Annotated in this window: 13 protein-coding genes; 9 read left to right on the top strand and 4 right to left on the bottom strand. The window is 51.1% G+C overall.

What is annotated here, in order from left to right; genetic code table 11:
• Positions 1 to 16: 16 nt before the first annotated feature.
• From ACFQ0N_RS20765 to ACFQ0N_RS20740, 6 genes are all read left to right on the top strand, one after another.
• Entirely contained in the window at positions 17 to 850 is an 834-nt protein-coding gene (locus ACFQ0N_RS20765) for a carbohydrate ABC transporter permease (protein ID WP_379329715.1), read from the top strand.
• Between the two features lie 99 nt (positions 851 to 949).
• Positions 950 to 2,146 carry a hypothetical protein gene (locus ACFQ0N_RS20760; RefSeq protein ID WP_379329713.1) on the top strand — a complete coding sequence of 399 codons (1,197 nt, stop codon included), beginning with the start codon at positions 950 to 952 and terminating at the stop codon, positions 2,144 to 2,146.
• Between the two features lie 39 nt (positions 2,147 to 2,185).
• Positions 2,186 to 3,061 (top strand): sugar phosphate isomerase/epimerase family protein, encoded by an 876-nt coding sequence (locus tag ACFQ0N_RS20755; protein ID WP_379329711.1) that lies wholly within the window; start codon positions 2,186 to 2,188, stop codon positions 3,059 to 3,061.
• A gap of 34 nt (positions 3,062 to 3,095) precedes the next feature.
• On the top strand, positions 3,096 to 4,352 hold the full coding sequence (locus ACFQ0N_RS20750) for a DegT/DnrJ/EryC1/StrS family aminotransferase (protein WP_379329709.1): 1,257 nt from the start codon (positions 3,096 to 3,098) through the stop codon (positions 4,350 to 4,352).
• A gap of 57 nt (positions 4,353 to 4,409) precedes the next feature.
• Positions 4,410 to 5,450, top strand: coding sequence for a TIM barrel protein (locus ACFQ0N_RS20745; RefSeq protein WP_379329707.1), 1,041 nt, complete (start codon positions 4,410 to 4,412; stop codon positions 5,448 to 5,450).
• 34 nt (positions 5,451 to 5,484) lie between these two features.
• On the top strand, positions 5,485 to 6,657 hold the full coding sequence (locus tag ACFQ0N_RS20740; RefSeq protein ID WP_379329705.1) for a Gfo/Idh/MocA family protein: 1,173 nt from the start codon (positions 5,485 to 5,487) through the stop codon (positions 6,655 to 6,657).
• Between the two features lie 100 nt (positions 6,658 to 6,757).
• Here the strand turns inward: ACFQ0N_RS20740 and hxlB are convergent, their stop codons facing one another.
• Positions 6,758 to 7,342 (bottom strand): 6-phospho-3-hexuloisomerase, encoded by a 585-nt coding sequence (gene hxlB, locus ACFQ0N_RS20735; RefSeq protein WP_379329703.1) that lies wholly within the window; start codon positions 7,340 to 7,342, stop codon positions 6,758 to 6,760.
• A gap of 3 nt (positions 7,343 to 7,345) precedes the next feature.
• A complete protein-coding gene (gene hxlA / locus ACFQ0N_RS20730; protein ID WP_379329701.1) occupies positions 7,346 to 7,981 on the bottom strand; it encodes a 3-hexulose-6-phosphate synthase in 636 nt (211 codons plus the stop codon).
• Positions 7,982 to 8,164: 183 nt separating this feature from the next.
• Here hxlA and ACFQ0N_RS20725 point away from each other — a divergent pair, with 183 nt between their 5' ends.
• Positions 8,165 to 8,518: a winged helix-turn-helix transcriptional regulator gene (locus tag ACFQ0N_RS20725; RefSeq protein WP_379329699.1), complete on the top strand. Its 354-nt coding sequence runs from the start codon at positions 8,165 to 8,167 to the stop codon at positions 8,516 to 8,518.
• A gap of 310 nt (positions 8,519 to 8,828) precedes the next feature.
• Here the strand turns inward: ACFQ0N_RS20725 and ACFQ0N_RS20720 are convergent, their stop codons facing one another.
• A complete protein-coding gene (locus ACFQ0N_RS20720; RefSeq protein WP_379329697.1) occupies positions 8,829 to 9,488 on the bottom strand; it encodes a YHYH domain-containing protein in 660 nt (219 codons plus the stop codon).
• A gap of 167 nt (positions 9,489 to 9,655) precedes the next feature.
• Here ACFQ0N_RS20720 and ACFQ0N_RS20715 point away from each other — a divergent pair, with 167 nt between their 5' ends.
• Both ACFQ0N_RS20715 and ACFQ0N_RS20710 read left to right on the top strand, forming a co-directional pair.
• The gene (locus ACFQ0N_RS20715) at positions 9,656 to 12,334 is read left to right on the top strand and encodes a YhgE/Pip domain-containing protein (RefSeq protein ID WP_379329695.1); all 2,679 of its coding nucleotides are present in this window, start codon (positions 9,656 to 9,658) and stop codon (positions 12,332 to 12,334) included.
• A gap of 78 nt (positions 12,335 to 12,412) precedes the next feature.
• Positions 12,413 to 13,843, top strand: a complete 1,431-nt coding sequence (locus ACFQ0N_RS20710; protein ID WP_379329693.1) for an MFS transporter — start codon at positions 12,413 to 12,415, stop codon at positions 13,841 to 13,843.
• A gap of 397 nt (positions 13,844 to 14,240) precedes the next feature.
• Here the strand turns inward: ACFQ0N_RS20710 and ACFQ0N_RS20705 are convergent, their stop codons facing one another.
• Positions 14,241 to 14,807: a GbsR/MarR family transcriptional regulator gene (locus tag ACFQ0N_RS20705; RefSeq protein WP_379329691.1), complete on the bottom strand. Its 567-nt coding sequence runs from the start codon at positions 14,805 to 14,807 to the stop codon at positions 14,241 to 14,243.
• Positions 14,808 to 14,834 lie beyond the last annotated feature (27 nt).

Below are 14,834 nucleotides of genomic sequence, written 5' to 3'. Positions count from 1 at the left end.
CAAGGTGGTGATGCAGATGCAAAAAACTCACTATGTATTATCGTTTCTGAAAGCTGTCGTGCTGCTGTCGGCCGTTTGCGGCATTGTTCTGCCCGTCTGGCTGCTGTTTGTCTCATCGTTCCGGGAGACGACGAATGTGCTGACCTACCCTCCGAAGCTGTGGCCGGATGACGGGAGCTTTGCCAACTATTTGGAGCTGTTTGCCGGAACGACCTACCATTTTGACAAATGGTTTTTGAACAGTGTTATTGTAGCTGGAATTAGTACGATTTTGAGCTTATTGATATGCGCGATGGCCGGATATGCGTTTGCGAGAAGGGCGTTTCCGGGCAAAACGATTTTGTTTATGCTGATTATGTCCACCATGATGGTGCCGGGGATCGTCAGCTTGATTCCCAGCTTTTTGATTGTCGATAAGCTGGGCTGGACGAATTCCTATATGGGGCTGATCTTTCCGACGGTCGCCAGTGCTTTCGGCGTCTTTTTGATGCGGCAGTTTATTCAAGTGCTTCCGAAGGAGCTGGAGGAATCGGCAAAGCTGGATGGCTGCAGCGATTACGGTACATTTTTCAAAATTATTTTGCCAATTACTGGCCCCTCATTAGGCGTGCTGGCCATTTTCCACTTTGTTGGCAATTGGGGAAGCCTGATATGGCCGCTTGTCATTACGACAGATGTGACGATGCAGACGCTCCCTGTCGGAATTGCCGGCATGAAAACATATGAGTCGAACTCGTCCGGGACGATTATGGCAGCGACGTTTTTATCGTTTGTTCCGTTATTTATCGTCTTTTTGTTTGCGAGGGAAAAGTTTATTGAAGGGGTTACGGCAGGGGCGGTAAAAGGTTGATTAGCTCTATATTTATTAATTTTTAAAAATATATTCCGAAAAACATCTTGATATAATTTAAAAAATAAATTATATTGCAATTAAGGGATGGTGATGATGATGGCATCTGTGTTAAGGGCCGCATTTGGTAAAGTGAACATTACGCCGGAAGAGACGGCTCCGCTGCAAGGGTATGACCCTGAATTATATGTGGCCGACCCGGAAACCGGAATTTTGGATGATCTGTACGCAAGAATCGCGATGCTTGACGACGGCCGGTGCCGAACGGTTATTGTAAGTGTCGATTGCGGCCTGACGAATGAAGACTTTGTAGCGGTGCCCGATCCGGGCGAGCGCAAATGGATCTATCGCGGGTTTGTCAATACGTTTCCGCCGGGAACGAGGCGATCTTGGGCGGAGGCGGCCGGGACGGGCGAAGCGTGCATTTCTGTCCATGCCACCCATACCCATAGCGCGCCCGCTCATTTCCCGAAGAAATATACAGCCCGTATCCAGGCCGAAATTGCCGAATTGGCGAAGCGTCTCGTTCCGGTTACTGTCAGTATAGGCACTGGCAGCAGCGGTCTTGCCGTTGCCCGCAGGCCGTACTTGAAGGCGAATGAGGATATACCGATCGACAAGTCGCTCCATGTCGTGCTGTTTCGAACGATGCAGGGGGAGGCGCTCGGCAGCTTCGTGAACTATGCCGTTCACCCAACGGTGTTATGGAATCCGCCGAACCGGGTAAGTGCAGAGATGGTGGGGCTGGCGATGGAAAAGCTGGAGCGCGAGCAGGGGAACGGCTTCATTTCCTTGTTTATTCAAGGCTTTCAAGGAGATGTGGGACCGCGTGTATGCGGACCAACATCGGGCAGCGGGGAAGATACGTACCCGTTGGTCCAGCAGAACGCGCAGCAATTGTACACCGATATTGCCGCGGCGATGCAGCATTTGCGCGAAATTCGGGAAGTGCCGCTGGCGGCGAAGCAGGCAACGGTCGCTTTGCCTGCACGCGAAACCTATCACCGTCCGGAAATAGACGTTACGTTAATGGGAATCCGCATTGGCGATATTGCGCTGCTAGCAGTCAGCGGAGAAATTTTTAACGGGTATGTCGGGCAGCTGCGGCCAGCCTCCCAATTTCCATACACGCTGTTCTCCGCCTGCGCCAACGGGTACGCCGGCTATCTTCCGACTTATGAGGCCTTTTATGACGGGCTGGGTGGCTACGAGATGAGTACGACACCATTTACGGACCAGGCTTGCGACCGATTTGTTAGCGCTTGTGCAGAGGTATTGCAGCAGCTGCGGCAATAAGGCATCCAACGAGGGAAAACGAGAGGAGCAGAAGGGGAAATGAGCAAATTTGCCGGAAAAATATCGGTCCATGCGATTACATGGGGGCAGGAGCATATAAAGGCGATGGAGGAGGCGGCGCGGCTCGGTTTTCGGGCGATGGAGCCGTGGCCAAGCTTTGCTTTGCAGTACGCCGACCGGCCCGATGAGTTAAAGGAACTGCTTGATCGCCATGGACTTATCATGAGCGCTTTATACGGCGGGGCTTCGGGCGAAAGCGGCCGCAGATTCAGCGATCCGGCAAGCCGGCAAAGCATTATCGATTACAACGTCCGGCTGGCAAAAGTGGCTGCGGCCTGCGGCGCCGGCCATCTTGTATTCGGTCCGGGCGGACCGCGCAACGCCGCTGCGACGCTTGACGAGCTGAAGACAGCGGCGGAGACGATCAGCGAAGCGGCGAAGCGGACGCTGGAGTTGGGCGTGAAGGCTTGCGTCCATCCGCATTTGTGGACGGAGCTGCAGGACGAGAATGAGCTGGATGCGATTATGGAGATGTGCGACCCGGAAACGGTATTTTTTGCGCCGGACACCGCGCATTTGACGGGAGCAGGGATGGATGCGGCGGAAATGATCCGCCGTTACAAGGAGCGGGTCGCCTATGTCCATCTGAAGGATTTGATGCCGGAGGATGCACGCAAGGAAGATTTTCCGATGCTGCTGGGCAATGAAGCGCTGCCTGTATTTTGCGAGCTCGGTCTGGGACCGATTAACTTCCAGCCGATTATCCAGGCGCTGATGGAGATCGGCTATACCGGCTGGATGACAGTAGAAATTGACCAGTCGACGAGCACGCCATACCGCAGTCTGGAAATTTGCCGCGATTTTGTGGAGCAGCAATTGGGGATTCCGATTCAGGGCGTTTCGGTGAGCCAGTAATGAAATCATCAGGTAAAAGGAGAGATAACAACCTATGAAAATAAATCATGATCAAACGCCTGTACGTACGAAGCCGTGGGCGCCGCCTTTTCTAAGCTCGGAGGAGTTTGACGATACGGAAAAGGAGTATGTGCTGCAGGTCATCGACAAGAAGCGGGTGTTCCGTTTTTACGGCAATCAGGAGGAGTCGGAAACCGCGAGGCTCGAAGAGCTTTACCGCCAGCGGCTGAACGTGCGCCACTGTCTTGCCGTTAATGCCGGCACTTCCGCGCTGATCGCCGCAATGATCGGCGCCGGCATCGGGCCGGGGGATGAAGTCATTGTGCCGGCATATACCTATATTGCGACCGCATCGGCTGTCCTGATCGCCGGCGCCGTTCCGGTTATCGTTGAGGTGGACGATACGCTAACCTTGGATCCGCAAGCATTCGAAGCGGCGATAACACCTTATACGAAGGCGGTCGTACCGGTTCATATGAAAGGCTTTCCTTGTCAAATGGATGAAATTATGGCAATCGCCCATAAACATGGATTGATTGTCATTGAAGATGTCGCCCAAGCGAACGGCGGCGCCTACAAAGGGAAACAGCTTGGCTCGATCGGCGATGCGGGCTGCTTCAGCTTTCAGCAGTTTAAGCTGATCACGGCCGGCGAAGGCGGTATGGTCGCGACCAATTCGGATACCGTTTATGCGCGTGCAAGTATTTATCATGATTCCGCATACGGATTTTGGGGAACGCGGCAGTATCCGGAGGTCGAGCTGTTTCCCGGGCAAAATTACCGCATGAGCGAGCTTAACGCAGCAATGGGATTGGCGCAATCTCAGAGAATTGATGCCGTGATTTCCCGATTGCGGCATATTAAAAAAACGATTGTGGAAGGCATTCAGGATATACAGTTGTTGAAGCTGCAGCGGCTGTCCGATCCAGAAGGCGATTGCGGATATAGTCTTGTCTTTTTTCTCCCGAATGCGGAGATGGCGGGCCAATTCTCCAGCCTGCTGGCAGCGGAAGGGATCCCGAACGGGACGATCGACAACAATGGCTTCGCCGATCGCCATATTTTTAAAAACTGGACGTATATATTAGAAAAACGCGGCGCGTCGGAACGCGAAACGCCGTGGACTTGCGCCAGCTACAAAGGCAACGTGCACTATTCGCCGGATATGTGCCCGAATACGCTCGACTGGCTTAGCCGCGCAGTCTCGATCAGTCTGCATCAGAGTCTGACGGATGAAGATTGCGGTGACGCCATCGCGGCGATTCGCAAAGTGTCTGCGATGCTGGAATAAGAGCGTGTCTATGACGCGCTGAATAACACTTATTTACGAGGAGGATTTATAACCGATATGAAAACGAGCTCCAAAACATTTCGTTATTCGGTAGGACCGTGGAATATCCACACTGGAGCGGACCCGTTCGGCCCGCCGATTCGGCGGGAAGTGCCGTTCGCCCGCAAACTGGAAATGATGAAGGAGATCGGCTTTGATGCGATCCAGCTGCATGATGACGATGCCGTTCCGAACATTCACGATTACGACGATGCGACGTTGCGCGTCAAAGCGCGGGAGCTGAAGCGCGAGCTCGACGCTGCCGGGTTGGCGGCAGAGTTCATCGCCCCCCGTTTGTGGGAGGATGCCAGGACGCGCGACGGAGCTTACACCGCGAACCTGAAGCAATTGCGTGAATATGCGGATGAACGCAGCAAACGGGCGATTGACATTGCCGGAGAGCTGGGCACGAACCTTATTGTGCTGTGGCTGGCGCGGGAGGGCAATTTTGTGCCGGAGAGCAAGTGTGCCGTGAGATCGTTCGAATATTTAGCGGAAGCGATCAACCGGATGCTGGAATATAACAAGGATATACGCATCTTGATCGAGCCGAAGCCGAATGAGCCGGTCGACAAATCGTTTATCCCGACCGTGGGCCATGCCTTGGCCCTCAGCCATGTTACGAGCGATCCGGGCCGGGTTGGCGTCCTTATTGAATCGGCGCATTCGCTCCTGGCGGGGATCGATCCGGCGGACGATATGGCGTTTGCCCTGGCACAGAAAAAGCTGTGGGGCGTTCATCTTAATGATCAGAACGGGCTGAAGTTTGACCAGGACCGCTCGTTCGGCTCAGTCAATTTGCGGCAGGCATTCAATCAGGTTCGCGTACTTCTGGACAACGATTATGGGCAGAACGGCGAATATGTCGGACTAGATGTGAAAGCGCTTCGTACGCAAAGCGATGAGAAAGCTTACAAACATTTGGCCAATTCATTATTTGTCGTGGAGCGGCTGGTTGAGAAAGCGAGATCGCTGGATAAGGAAGAACTGGCGGCAAGGCGGCTGGATATGGATTATGAGGAGCTTGACCGGTATATGATCAATCATTTATTAGGCTGATACATTTCTGAAAACTTCGGAACAGGAGGCGTCTATGGGGCGGAGCAAAAAGAAAGTGCGTGTCGGCATGATTGGATATAAATTTATGGGCAAGGCGCACAGTCTTGCATACCGGAACCTGCCGTTCTTTTTCGATTCAGATGCCGAGCCTGTCATGCAGGCAATTGCCGGGCGCGACGAAGCGGGCGTGAAGGCGGCTGCGGAGAAGCTGGGATGGTCTTCGTACGAGACTGATTGGCGCCGTTTGCTTGAACGCGACGATATTGATTTGATCGACATCGGTTCGCCGAACAACACCCATGCGGAGATCGCGATTGCGGCAGCGGAAGCAGGGAAACATATTCTTTGCGAAAAGCCACTATGTATGAATATGGAGGAAGCGGTCCGCATGCAGCAGGCGGCTCACAAGGCGGGAATCGTGCACATGATTTGTCATAACTACCGCTACGTACCGGCTATCCGCTATGCGAAGAAGCTGATCGACGGAGGCAGGCTCGGAACGATCTATCATATGCGCGCGACCTATTTGCAGGATTGGATTATGGACCCGCAGTTTCCGCTCGTGTGGCGTTTGCGCAAAGAAGTATGCGGCTCAGGAACGCATGGCGATTTAATGGCGCATTCGATTGATTTGGCGCGTTATCTTGTCGGTGAGATGACAGAAGTGTCCGGTATGATGGAGACCTTTATCAAACAACGGCCCCTTGGCGAGATGTCCGGCGGCTTGCAGGCGGCGGCCAGCGGAACCGCCGAATATGGGGAGGTTGACGTCGATGATGCCGTAGCCTTTCTGGCACGTTTTGCAAGCGGTGCATTGGGCGTCTTCGAGGCCACCCGGTTTGGCAAGGGCAATCGCAATGGAAATACCCTGGAAATAAACGGATCAAAGGGCTCGCTCCGCTGGGATATGGAGAACATGAACAACCTCCATTTATATTTGGATGAGGATGAGCGCGGCATGCAAGGCTTCCGAACAATCAATTGCACGGAGCCGGAGCACCCTTTTGCCGGAGCATATTGGCCGCCCGGGCATATTATCGGCTATGAGCATACCTTCATCAACCTGATAAGCGATTTGATGCAGGGCATTGCCGGCGGTTACAGCCCTTCACCTAATTTCGATGATGGCATACGCAATCAGTTGGTGCTGACAGCTATTGAACAATCGGCCCGCAGCAAGCAATGGGGGAGCATACCGGAGTTCTGAGACGAAGACAACACCAGGTTTACAAGCATTTTAGACGATAATAGAGAACTCCAAGAAGCCTCCAATCTGCAATGATGGAGGCTTCTTGGCATGTAGTCAGTTATTCCAAGTTAGCATGCCGCCCGAACATAGCCGCAGCATCGATGTTCATCCGCTCCATATAGCGGAGGACAATGGCATCGAACAGCAGCAGCAGGCTTTGCTCGAACAGAGAACCCATAGGCTGAATCGTCGTGATGCCGCTGCCGGCGCCGCTACCGGTGCTGCCTTCTTTAGCAGCAGCGGGCACCAGAATGACGGTATCGGCCAGTTTGCCGATCGTCGATTCCGGGCGTACGGTGGCGATGGCGACCTGGGCGTTCAGCTTCTTTGCCTTAGACGCCATATTGACGAGACTGCCGGTTTCACCGGATCCGGAACCGATAATGAGCAGATCATCCGCTTCCAGCCCCGGGGTCGTCGTATCGCCGACAACATGCACCTGCAGGCCGCTATGCATCAAGCGCATTGCGAAGGCCCGCATCATCAGTCCAGAGCGTCCGGCTCCGGCGACGAAGATCCGTTTTGCTGCCGCGATCTGGTCGATTAGCTGCTCAATATCGTCTTCAGGGATGGATTTCACTGTGACATTCAGCTCATGAATAATACTATGAGTAATCGCAGTTAGTGCGGCCAGCTTTGTCATTGTTCAGTTTCCTTGAGCAACGAGCTGCCGCATTTGCTGAGCGGTTTCTTTTTTGTCTGCCGCTCCGGTAATGCCGCCGCCGACGATTACGAGGTCGGGCTGGGCCTGGATGACTTCCGGCAGTGTATCGAGCTTGATGCCGCCGGCAATCGCCGTTTTGGCCTGCTTGACGACGCGCTTGATGGCAGCCAAATCCTCGAAAGAGTTCTTGCCGTCAGCTTGATGGTCATAGCCGGAATGTACACAGATGTAGTCAACGCCCATCGCGTCAATTTGCAGTGCGCGCGCCTCGATGTCGGGGACGTTAATCATATCGACCATAATTTTGCGGCCTTGCTTGCGCGCTTCCTCTACAGCGCCGCGAATGGTAGAGTCGTCAGATACACCAAGCACTGTAATAATGTCGGCTCCGGCTTCGGAGGCTTTCATCACTTCATAGCCGCCGGCATCCATAATTTTCAGATCAGCCAGAACCTTCAGGTTTGGGAAAGCTTCTTTAATTGCTTTAACGGCATGCAAGCCTTCGTTAATGACGACAGGCGTGCCAATTTCTACAATATCAATGTAGGATTCGACCTCTTTTACCACTTCCTTCGCTTCCGGGATGTTGACCAGGTCGAGTGCCAATTGCAGTTCCATTTTATATTCGCTCCTTCAGATAAAATGTAATTCAGGTGTTGTGTTTTTTTGTAACACGCTTTATTCTAATTCTTGAGTTTCAATTGAGGAAGTACGCACTTTGAAGTGATGTAGTTACCGTAAGGATACTATTGAGAGAATTCAAGGGATAAAGAGAGCGATAAAAATAGGAGGGAGCGCATAATGGCGAATGAATTGAAGGAGCGAATCAATTTAAAGGAAATCAATTGCGAGAAGGAGCTGACGCTTGCTGTCATTGGCGGAAAATGGAAGCTCATTATATTATGGCATTTGGGGCTTGAGGGAACAAAGCGCTTTAGCGAGCTGAAGAAAAGGATCCCCTCGATTACGCAGAAAATGCTGACCAATCAATTGCGCGAGCTGGAGGAGGATCAGCTTGTTTCGCGAAAAGTATATGCGGAGGTACCGCCGCGCGTTGAATATTCGCTTACTTCTTACGGCGAAAGCTTAATGCCGATTCTGCAGATGATGTACAGCTGGGGCAAGGATTATGGCGAGAAGGTGGTATGGAAGTGAGGGGGAAACGGGCTGCCTAAGGCATGATTTGCAACAGCCCTGCAGGTTTTTGCAATATTCTCCGGCAAAAGGAAAGGGGGAAAATGACGTAGAAATTTGGCTGGGCCTTAAACTAACTGGGTTTTATGTAGGTAGTCGGCCAAAGAACGATCTGTCAAGGATATTCGAGTCAATTCCATAATACCGCTGGCCGCTGTAATCAAGGCTAGATGTTGAGCAAAGCAAATTTATTTGTCTGCATCATTATGAAATTGACTCTTTTCTACAACAATTTCTTGCGAATCTCGAATCTAGGTCACTGGAAGGCCTATTATTTAGCTTTTACAGCTTTGGAGCTGATATGTACAGTTTCTCCATCGGCTTTCGAAATGGAAGCCCCGGTGGACTGGACGGCAAAGCGCAGCGGCAAATAAGTGAGACCGCCAATGGTGACGGAGTTGAACCCGGAATATTTGCCGTTCAGATCGATTTTGTTCGTACTCGTGTGGATCTTTAAAGAATATCCTTTCTTTGATAAAATGATATTCTTGGATTTGTCTGTATCTAAAGTTAAATTGAATACTTTGGCAAAATCCCTTACATAGATATAAGTATTATTTTGAACGGAGACCAGTTTCTTGTCTGTCGCTGCCGCTTTGTTATCGAGCTTCAGCGTTGTATTGAGGCTGCTGTATTCGACCCCTTTATCGGTTACAGGGGAGGCCGGTTTTGCTTTAGGCTTTGGCGCGGCCGCGGTTGTGGTCGTTGATTTTTTCTTTGTAGTAGACGAACTGGCCTTAGGTTTAGATGAAGTGGCGTTTGGGCCCCGATGATAGTGGTAGCCGGTGCACAGTCCTTTGCGCTTGGATTTTTCTGAGCAGTTGTGACCGCCGTTGCTGTCCAGCCTTCCCGAATGCGCAAATGCCGCAGCAGGAATGAGGAGAGCCGCTAATAAACTAGCAATTACAACTGTGATAGACAATCTTTTCAAATCTAGACACCTCTTTATTATTATATAGTGACGAGCTAGAACGAGCTCTTTCAAAATCATAGCACAAACTTATGGGAAATAATAGATTATATTCATCGTATTGGAATGATGGACGCAGGATACATTAATACAGGTGGAATGCCGCAAAAGGTGGAGTTGAAGTTTACATGAAAAATATTTTACATATATTCAAAACAGATTTAGTCAATATCGGAAAAAATCCGACAGGCCTGCTGCTAATGATCGCACTGGCATTTTTACCTTCCATCTATGCATGGATTAATTTAGAAGCAATGTGGGATCCCTATAAAAATACTTCTGGCATTAAAATCGCGGTCACCAGTCAGGACGAGGGGACGGAGATTAAAGGGAAATCGTTTAATATCGGGGATGAGGTTGTTGAAAGCTTGCGCAAAAATACAAATCTCGGCTGGACGTTCGTATCAGCCGAGGAAGCGCGCCGCGGCTTAGAGCATGGAGATTATTATGCCAGCTTGTTGATCCCGGCCGATTTTTCACGCAATATTGCAAGTGTAATCGAGGGCAATATACAAAAACCAGAAATCGAGTATACCGTTAATGAAAAGCTGAACGCGGTCGCCCCGAAAATAACAGAGAAGGGAGCCTCCAGCGTATCGTCGCAAATTAGCCAAAACTTTATCAAAACCGTTAGTGAAACCGTGCTGGCGCGGATGAAGGAGGAAGGGCTGCAAATTGAGCGGCAGCTTCCGACTTTGCGCAAGATGGAGGCGCGGATTTTGGAGCTGGAAAGCCGGCTGCCGGAAATTGAGGAAATTGGCGACAAGGCGCTGGATCTGGAAGCCAAATGGCCGGACATTCGCAAGCAGACCGATAAAATTTTGACGTTGGAAACGATGATCCCGGAAATTAATAAAGCCGGAGATACGATTCTCAAAATCGAAGAGCGGTGGCCGCTTGTAATGGAAGCTGCGCAGGAAGTGCTGGTCATTCAGAAAAAAATGCCGGAAATCCAGCAAACGGCGGAGCGTGTGAAAGAGCTCGACAAAAATTATGATGCCATTGAGAAAGCGCTGGACAAAGCGATCGCCGACGCGAAGGCTGCGCACGATATTGTCGGCACGGCACTTGAAACACTGCCTAAGCTGGAGACAATTGCGGCTACAGGCGGGGCTTTCGCTGATGATATGCAGCAATATTTGCATAATACCGGGGCTGCATTCGATTCGTTGATTCCTGTAATGAAGCAAAATGTGATTTTGATCATGCAGACGGCTGATGCGGTGCAGCAAATTACGTCCTTATTGAAAAATGCGGACATTGATCCGGAGCCGGTGCTGAAGGCTATGGACGTGTTGGCGAACCGCCTGTCCAAGGCGCAGCAAGCTTTGGAACGAATGATCGGCCTGCTCACTACGCTTAACAATCATTTGCCGAATGGCGGACTGTCCTCCAAAATCGATCAGTTGAACAAGATTAACACCAATTTGAAAGGTCAAATTTCGACGATCAATAAAATATCGCAAGCGATTCGCCAAGGCCAGCAGCCGGCGGAGACGCTCGTAAACAATTTGAATACATTGTCCAAAGACGCCATGTTGATGCTGGCCAACTTTTTGAATACCTTCGATAATGAAATAACGCCTGCCGTTAATAAAGCTTTAGACCAATTGCTGACAATTTCCGAACAATCGTCAGATGTGCTGCAAAAATTGCAGGCGAAATTTCCGGATATTAAGCAAATTTTGCTGGATGCTCAATCCGGCATCGATTACGCGCAATCGGGATTGGATAAGGTGCAGAAGGGCTTGCCGGAGGCGCGTGCACGACTGCATGCTGCCGCGCAAACGATCGATACCAAAATGAAGGCTTTTACCGATGCTTTGAATAAGGCTGCGCCATTTGTAAAAAATGACTTGCCGAAGGTGGAGAGCAAGGTCCATGAAGCAGCGACCTTTGTCAGGAACGACCTTCCGACCGCGGAACAGCAATTGCATAAGGTGGCGGATTTGTATAAGACGAAGCTGCCGGAGGTGGAAAAGGCAATCCACGATGTAGCCTCGCTTGTCCGCAACGAAATGCCGGAGTTTGAACAGGCGGTACACAAGACGGCGGACCGCATTCGCGAGCTGAGCAAGGGCGAAAGCCTTGATATGCTGCTAAAGCTGCTCAAGACCGATATTGAGAAGGAAAGCGACTTCCTTGCCTCACCTGTTTCAATCAACGAGCATCGCCTGTATCCGATTCCGAACTATGGCTCGGCGATGTCGCCGTTTTATACGACGCTGTCACTGTGGGTTGGAGCGATGCTGCTGATCTCGATGCTGCGGGTCGAACCGGAAGCGGCGGAGGGAAGGACGTACAAGAGCTATGAAATTTATTTTGGCCGGCTTTGCATCTTTTTGGTGATCGGCATATTTCAGGCGATTATCGTTACGAGCGGCGATTTGCTGTTATTAGGCACGTATGTTGCCAATAAAGTCTGGTTCATCGTCTTTGCGATATTGATCGGCAGTGTGTTCATTACGATTACCTATACGCTTGTATCGGTATTCGGCAATATTGGCAAGGGACTTGCGATCATTTTTCTTGTGCTGCAGTTCTCGAGTTCCGGAGGCACATTCCCGATCACGATGACCTCAACGTTTTTCCAGACGCTAAATCCGTTTATGCCGTTTACGTACGCGGTTGGTCTGATGCGGGAAGCGGTGGGCGGCATCAATTGGGGGATCGTTTGGAAGGATGTCATGTATCTGTTCATTTTTATCGGTATTTGCTATGTAGTAGCATTGGCATTAAAAAAACCTTTAAGCTCGTATACGAAGCGTGTAGCCGAAAAGGCCGAGCGGACGAAGCTTATTTCATAGCCTGAAAATCAATGAGCCGAAAGGGCAAGCTGCGACCGGCTTGTCCTTTTTGCTCCCGGATTGGAATGGAGGAGAGTTATGGCACGGGAGCGACAGCCGAATCGATGGCTTGTACTGGCCAATGTCTCGATCGGCACCTTTATGTCCACCTTGGACGGCAGTATTGCCAATGTTGCGCTGCCGACGATTGCCGGTGAACTGCAGGCGCCAATTCACGCTGTGCAATGGGTGCTGACCGCCTATTTATTAACGATTTGCGCAACATTGCCGATTATGGGCAAAATATCGGATCTTGTTGGCAGAAGCCGGATTTATAACTACGGGTTTCTGCTGTTTGCCTTTGGTTCCTTGCTGTGCGCCTGGTCGGGGACGCTTGCTTTGCTCATCGCATCGCGGGTGGTGCAAGCTTTGGGAGCGGCTTGTCTGATGAGCAATAGCCAAGCACTGGTTGCTTCTATTTTTACAGCAGGGGAACGGGGGAGAGCGCTCGGCATCGTCGGCACAACAGTGTCGCTTGGCGTGCTTGCGGGACCTGGAATTGGCGGTATTCTTGTAGATTGGCTGGGCTGGCCGTCGATTTTTTGGATAAATGTGCCGATCGGCATTATCGGCTTTATCGCCGGCTTGTATTTGCTGCCCAAGGACCGGAGCGAGAAGGGGAAAGAGCCGTTTGATTATGCCGGATCGGCGTTATTTATGCTTGGTATCGTCTTGTTTTTGTATACGCTGTCTAATGGTCAAGAGTGGGGCTGGAGCTCCGCGGCGACCTTGTCGGGAGGGCTGGCCGCGTTAATCTTGCTGACCGGCTTCTACCTGTGGGAACGGCGTGTCGCTCACCCGATGCTCGATTTTTCATTATATCGCAACCGGACATTTGCCGTCGGCAATATAACCGCTTTGCTATCTTTTGTCGCGATGTTTTGCGCGAATGTCATGATGCCCTTCTATATGGAGCATGTGCTCGGCTTTACGACTGAGAAGACCGGATATACGATGATGGCTTACCCGCTTGCCATGGCTGTTGTCGCCCCGTTCTCCGGCTGGCTGTCGGACCGGATCGGACCCAATTTGCTAACCAATGCCGGCCTGGCTATTAATGTGGGCGGCTTCGTCTTGCTGGCAACGCTGACGGCGGAGCAGTCGGCATGGACTGTGGCTGCTTATTTGCTGCTATTCGGCATTGGAGGCGGGCTTTTTCAATCGCCGAACAATTCGAGTGTCATGGGGGCCGTCCCCAGACAGAAGCTTGGAACGGCCGGCGGATTGAATGCGCTTGTGCGCAATATTGGGATGGTTATGGGGATTGCCGTCTCCGTATCTATCTATACGACACGTCTGCAAAGCTTGAGCGGCGGCGCAGCTGCGAAGCCTGACAGCTCGGCAATGCTTGGCGCGCTGCATACGGTGTTCTGGTCAGCCGCGGGGATTTGTATGCTGGCGCTGCTTTTGTCGTTGAGCCGTGTTCTGCAGCGATCGCCGGGCGGCGCTGCGGAAAGCAAGGAAGCATGAAAAAAGGGTTATCCTTCATCGCGGCGAAATGCCGCGGTGATGGATAGCCCTTTTTTGCTGAATAATGAAGAGGTACTGAGAGTCATGCGGACATAGGATCCGTTATTTTGTGGAAATCCGGCTCATTCGGAGGTTTCGCGGACACACGATCCGTTATTTGCCGATTTTACTGGGGTTTAGCGGCGATTTCAGGCCAATAACGGATCTACGGTCCGCGAGCGAGCCGTTTTTGCTGTTTTGTTCACAGATAACGGATCCACGGTCCGCTCAGCGCTCAGGACCGCTTGGCCGAATTGATAAGTTTCCAAGCTGCGTAGAAAAACAAATTCTTATTGGCGATAAAAACTGCCTTTAAACGTGATCGCTCATCCTCGAACGACTTCGATAGAAGGTTTTCTTATTTTTCCGAGATGACTTTAGGGACAAGCTCATATATTTTACCCGATTCAAGGGCTTCAATCAGCTTCAGCAGCCAGCGATAATAGTCCATAGCCTGGACGATCTTGGCATGGTCGGCTTCAAGAATGGCCTGGATTGACGGGTTATCGGCGTGTTCTTCCTTCAGCTTTTCAATTTCACCCAGCGACTTGGTCATCGCATGCATATTGCTCTCCACAGCTTTGCGCCATTTGATGGAGAAATAATCGCTAAAATTTTGATGCCAGTCCGGAATGACCTCATACAAATCCTTGCGTGTGCCTTTCCCCCATACTTTGTCGATCATTTTCAAATCCATCAGCGTCCGTACGCCGGTGCTCATCGATGTTTTGCTCATTCCCATCTTGGCGCTCAGCTCATCCAATGTAACCGGACCGTTATGAAAATACATTAAACCGTATAAGTGGCCAATCGAAAGCGTAATGCCGTATAAATCCATATTTTTGCCTATGGAATCAATCACGCGTTCGCGGGCTTTTTGAATACTGTGCGCTTGCTCTGGTGTCAAGCCTTCAAGCTCATCCATGGGTTCCCTCCCGAGGCAAGAACGTCA

The sequence above is a fragment of the Paenibacillus sp. GCM10027626 genome (assembly GCF_042676285.1).
Lineage (GTDB): Bacteria > Bacillota > Bacilli > Paenibacillales > Paenibacillaceae > Paenibacillus_Z.
Note: the sequence above shows the minus strand (reverse complement) of the source record. Positions and strands in the feature narration are given on the sequence as shown.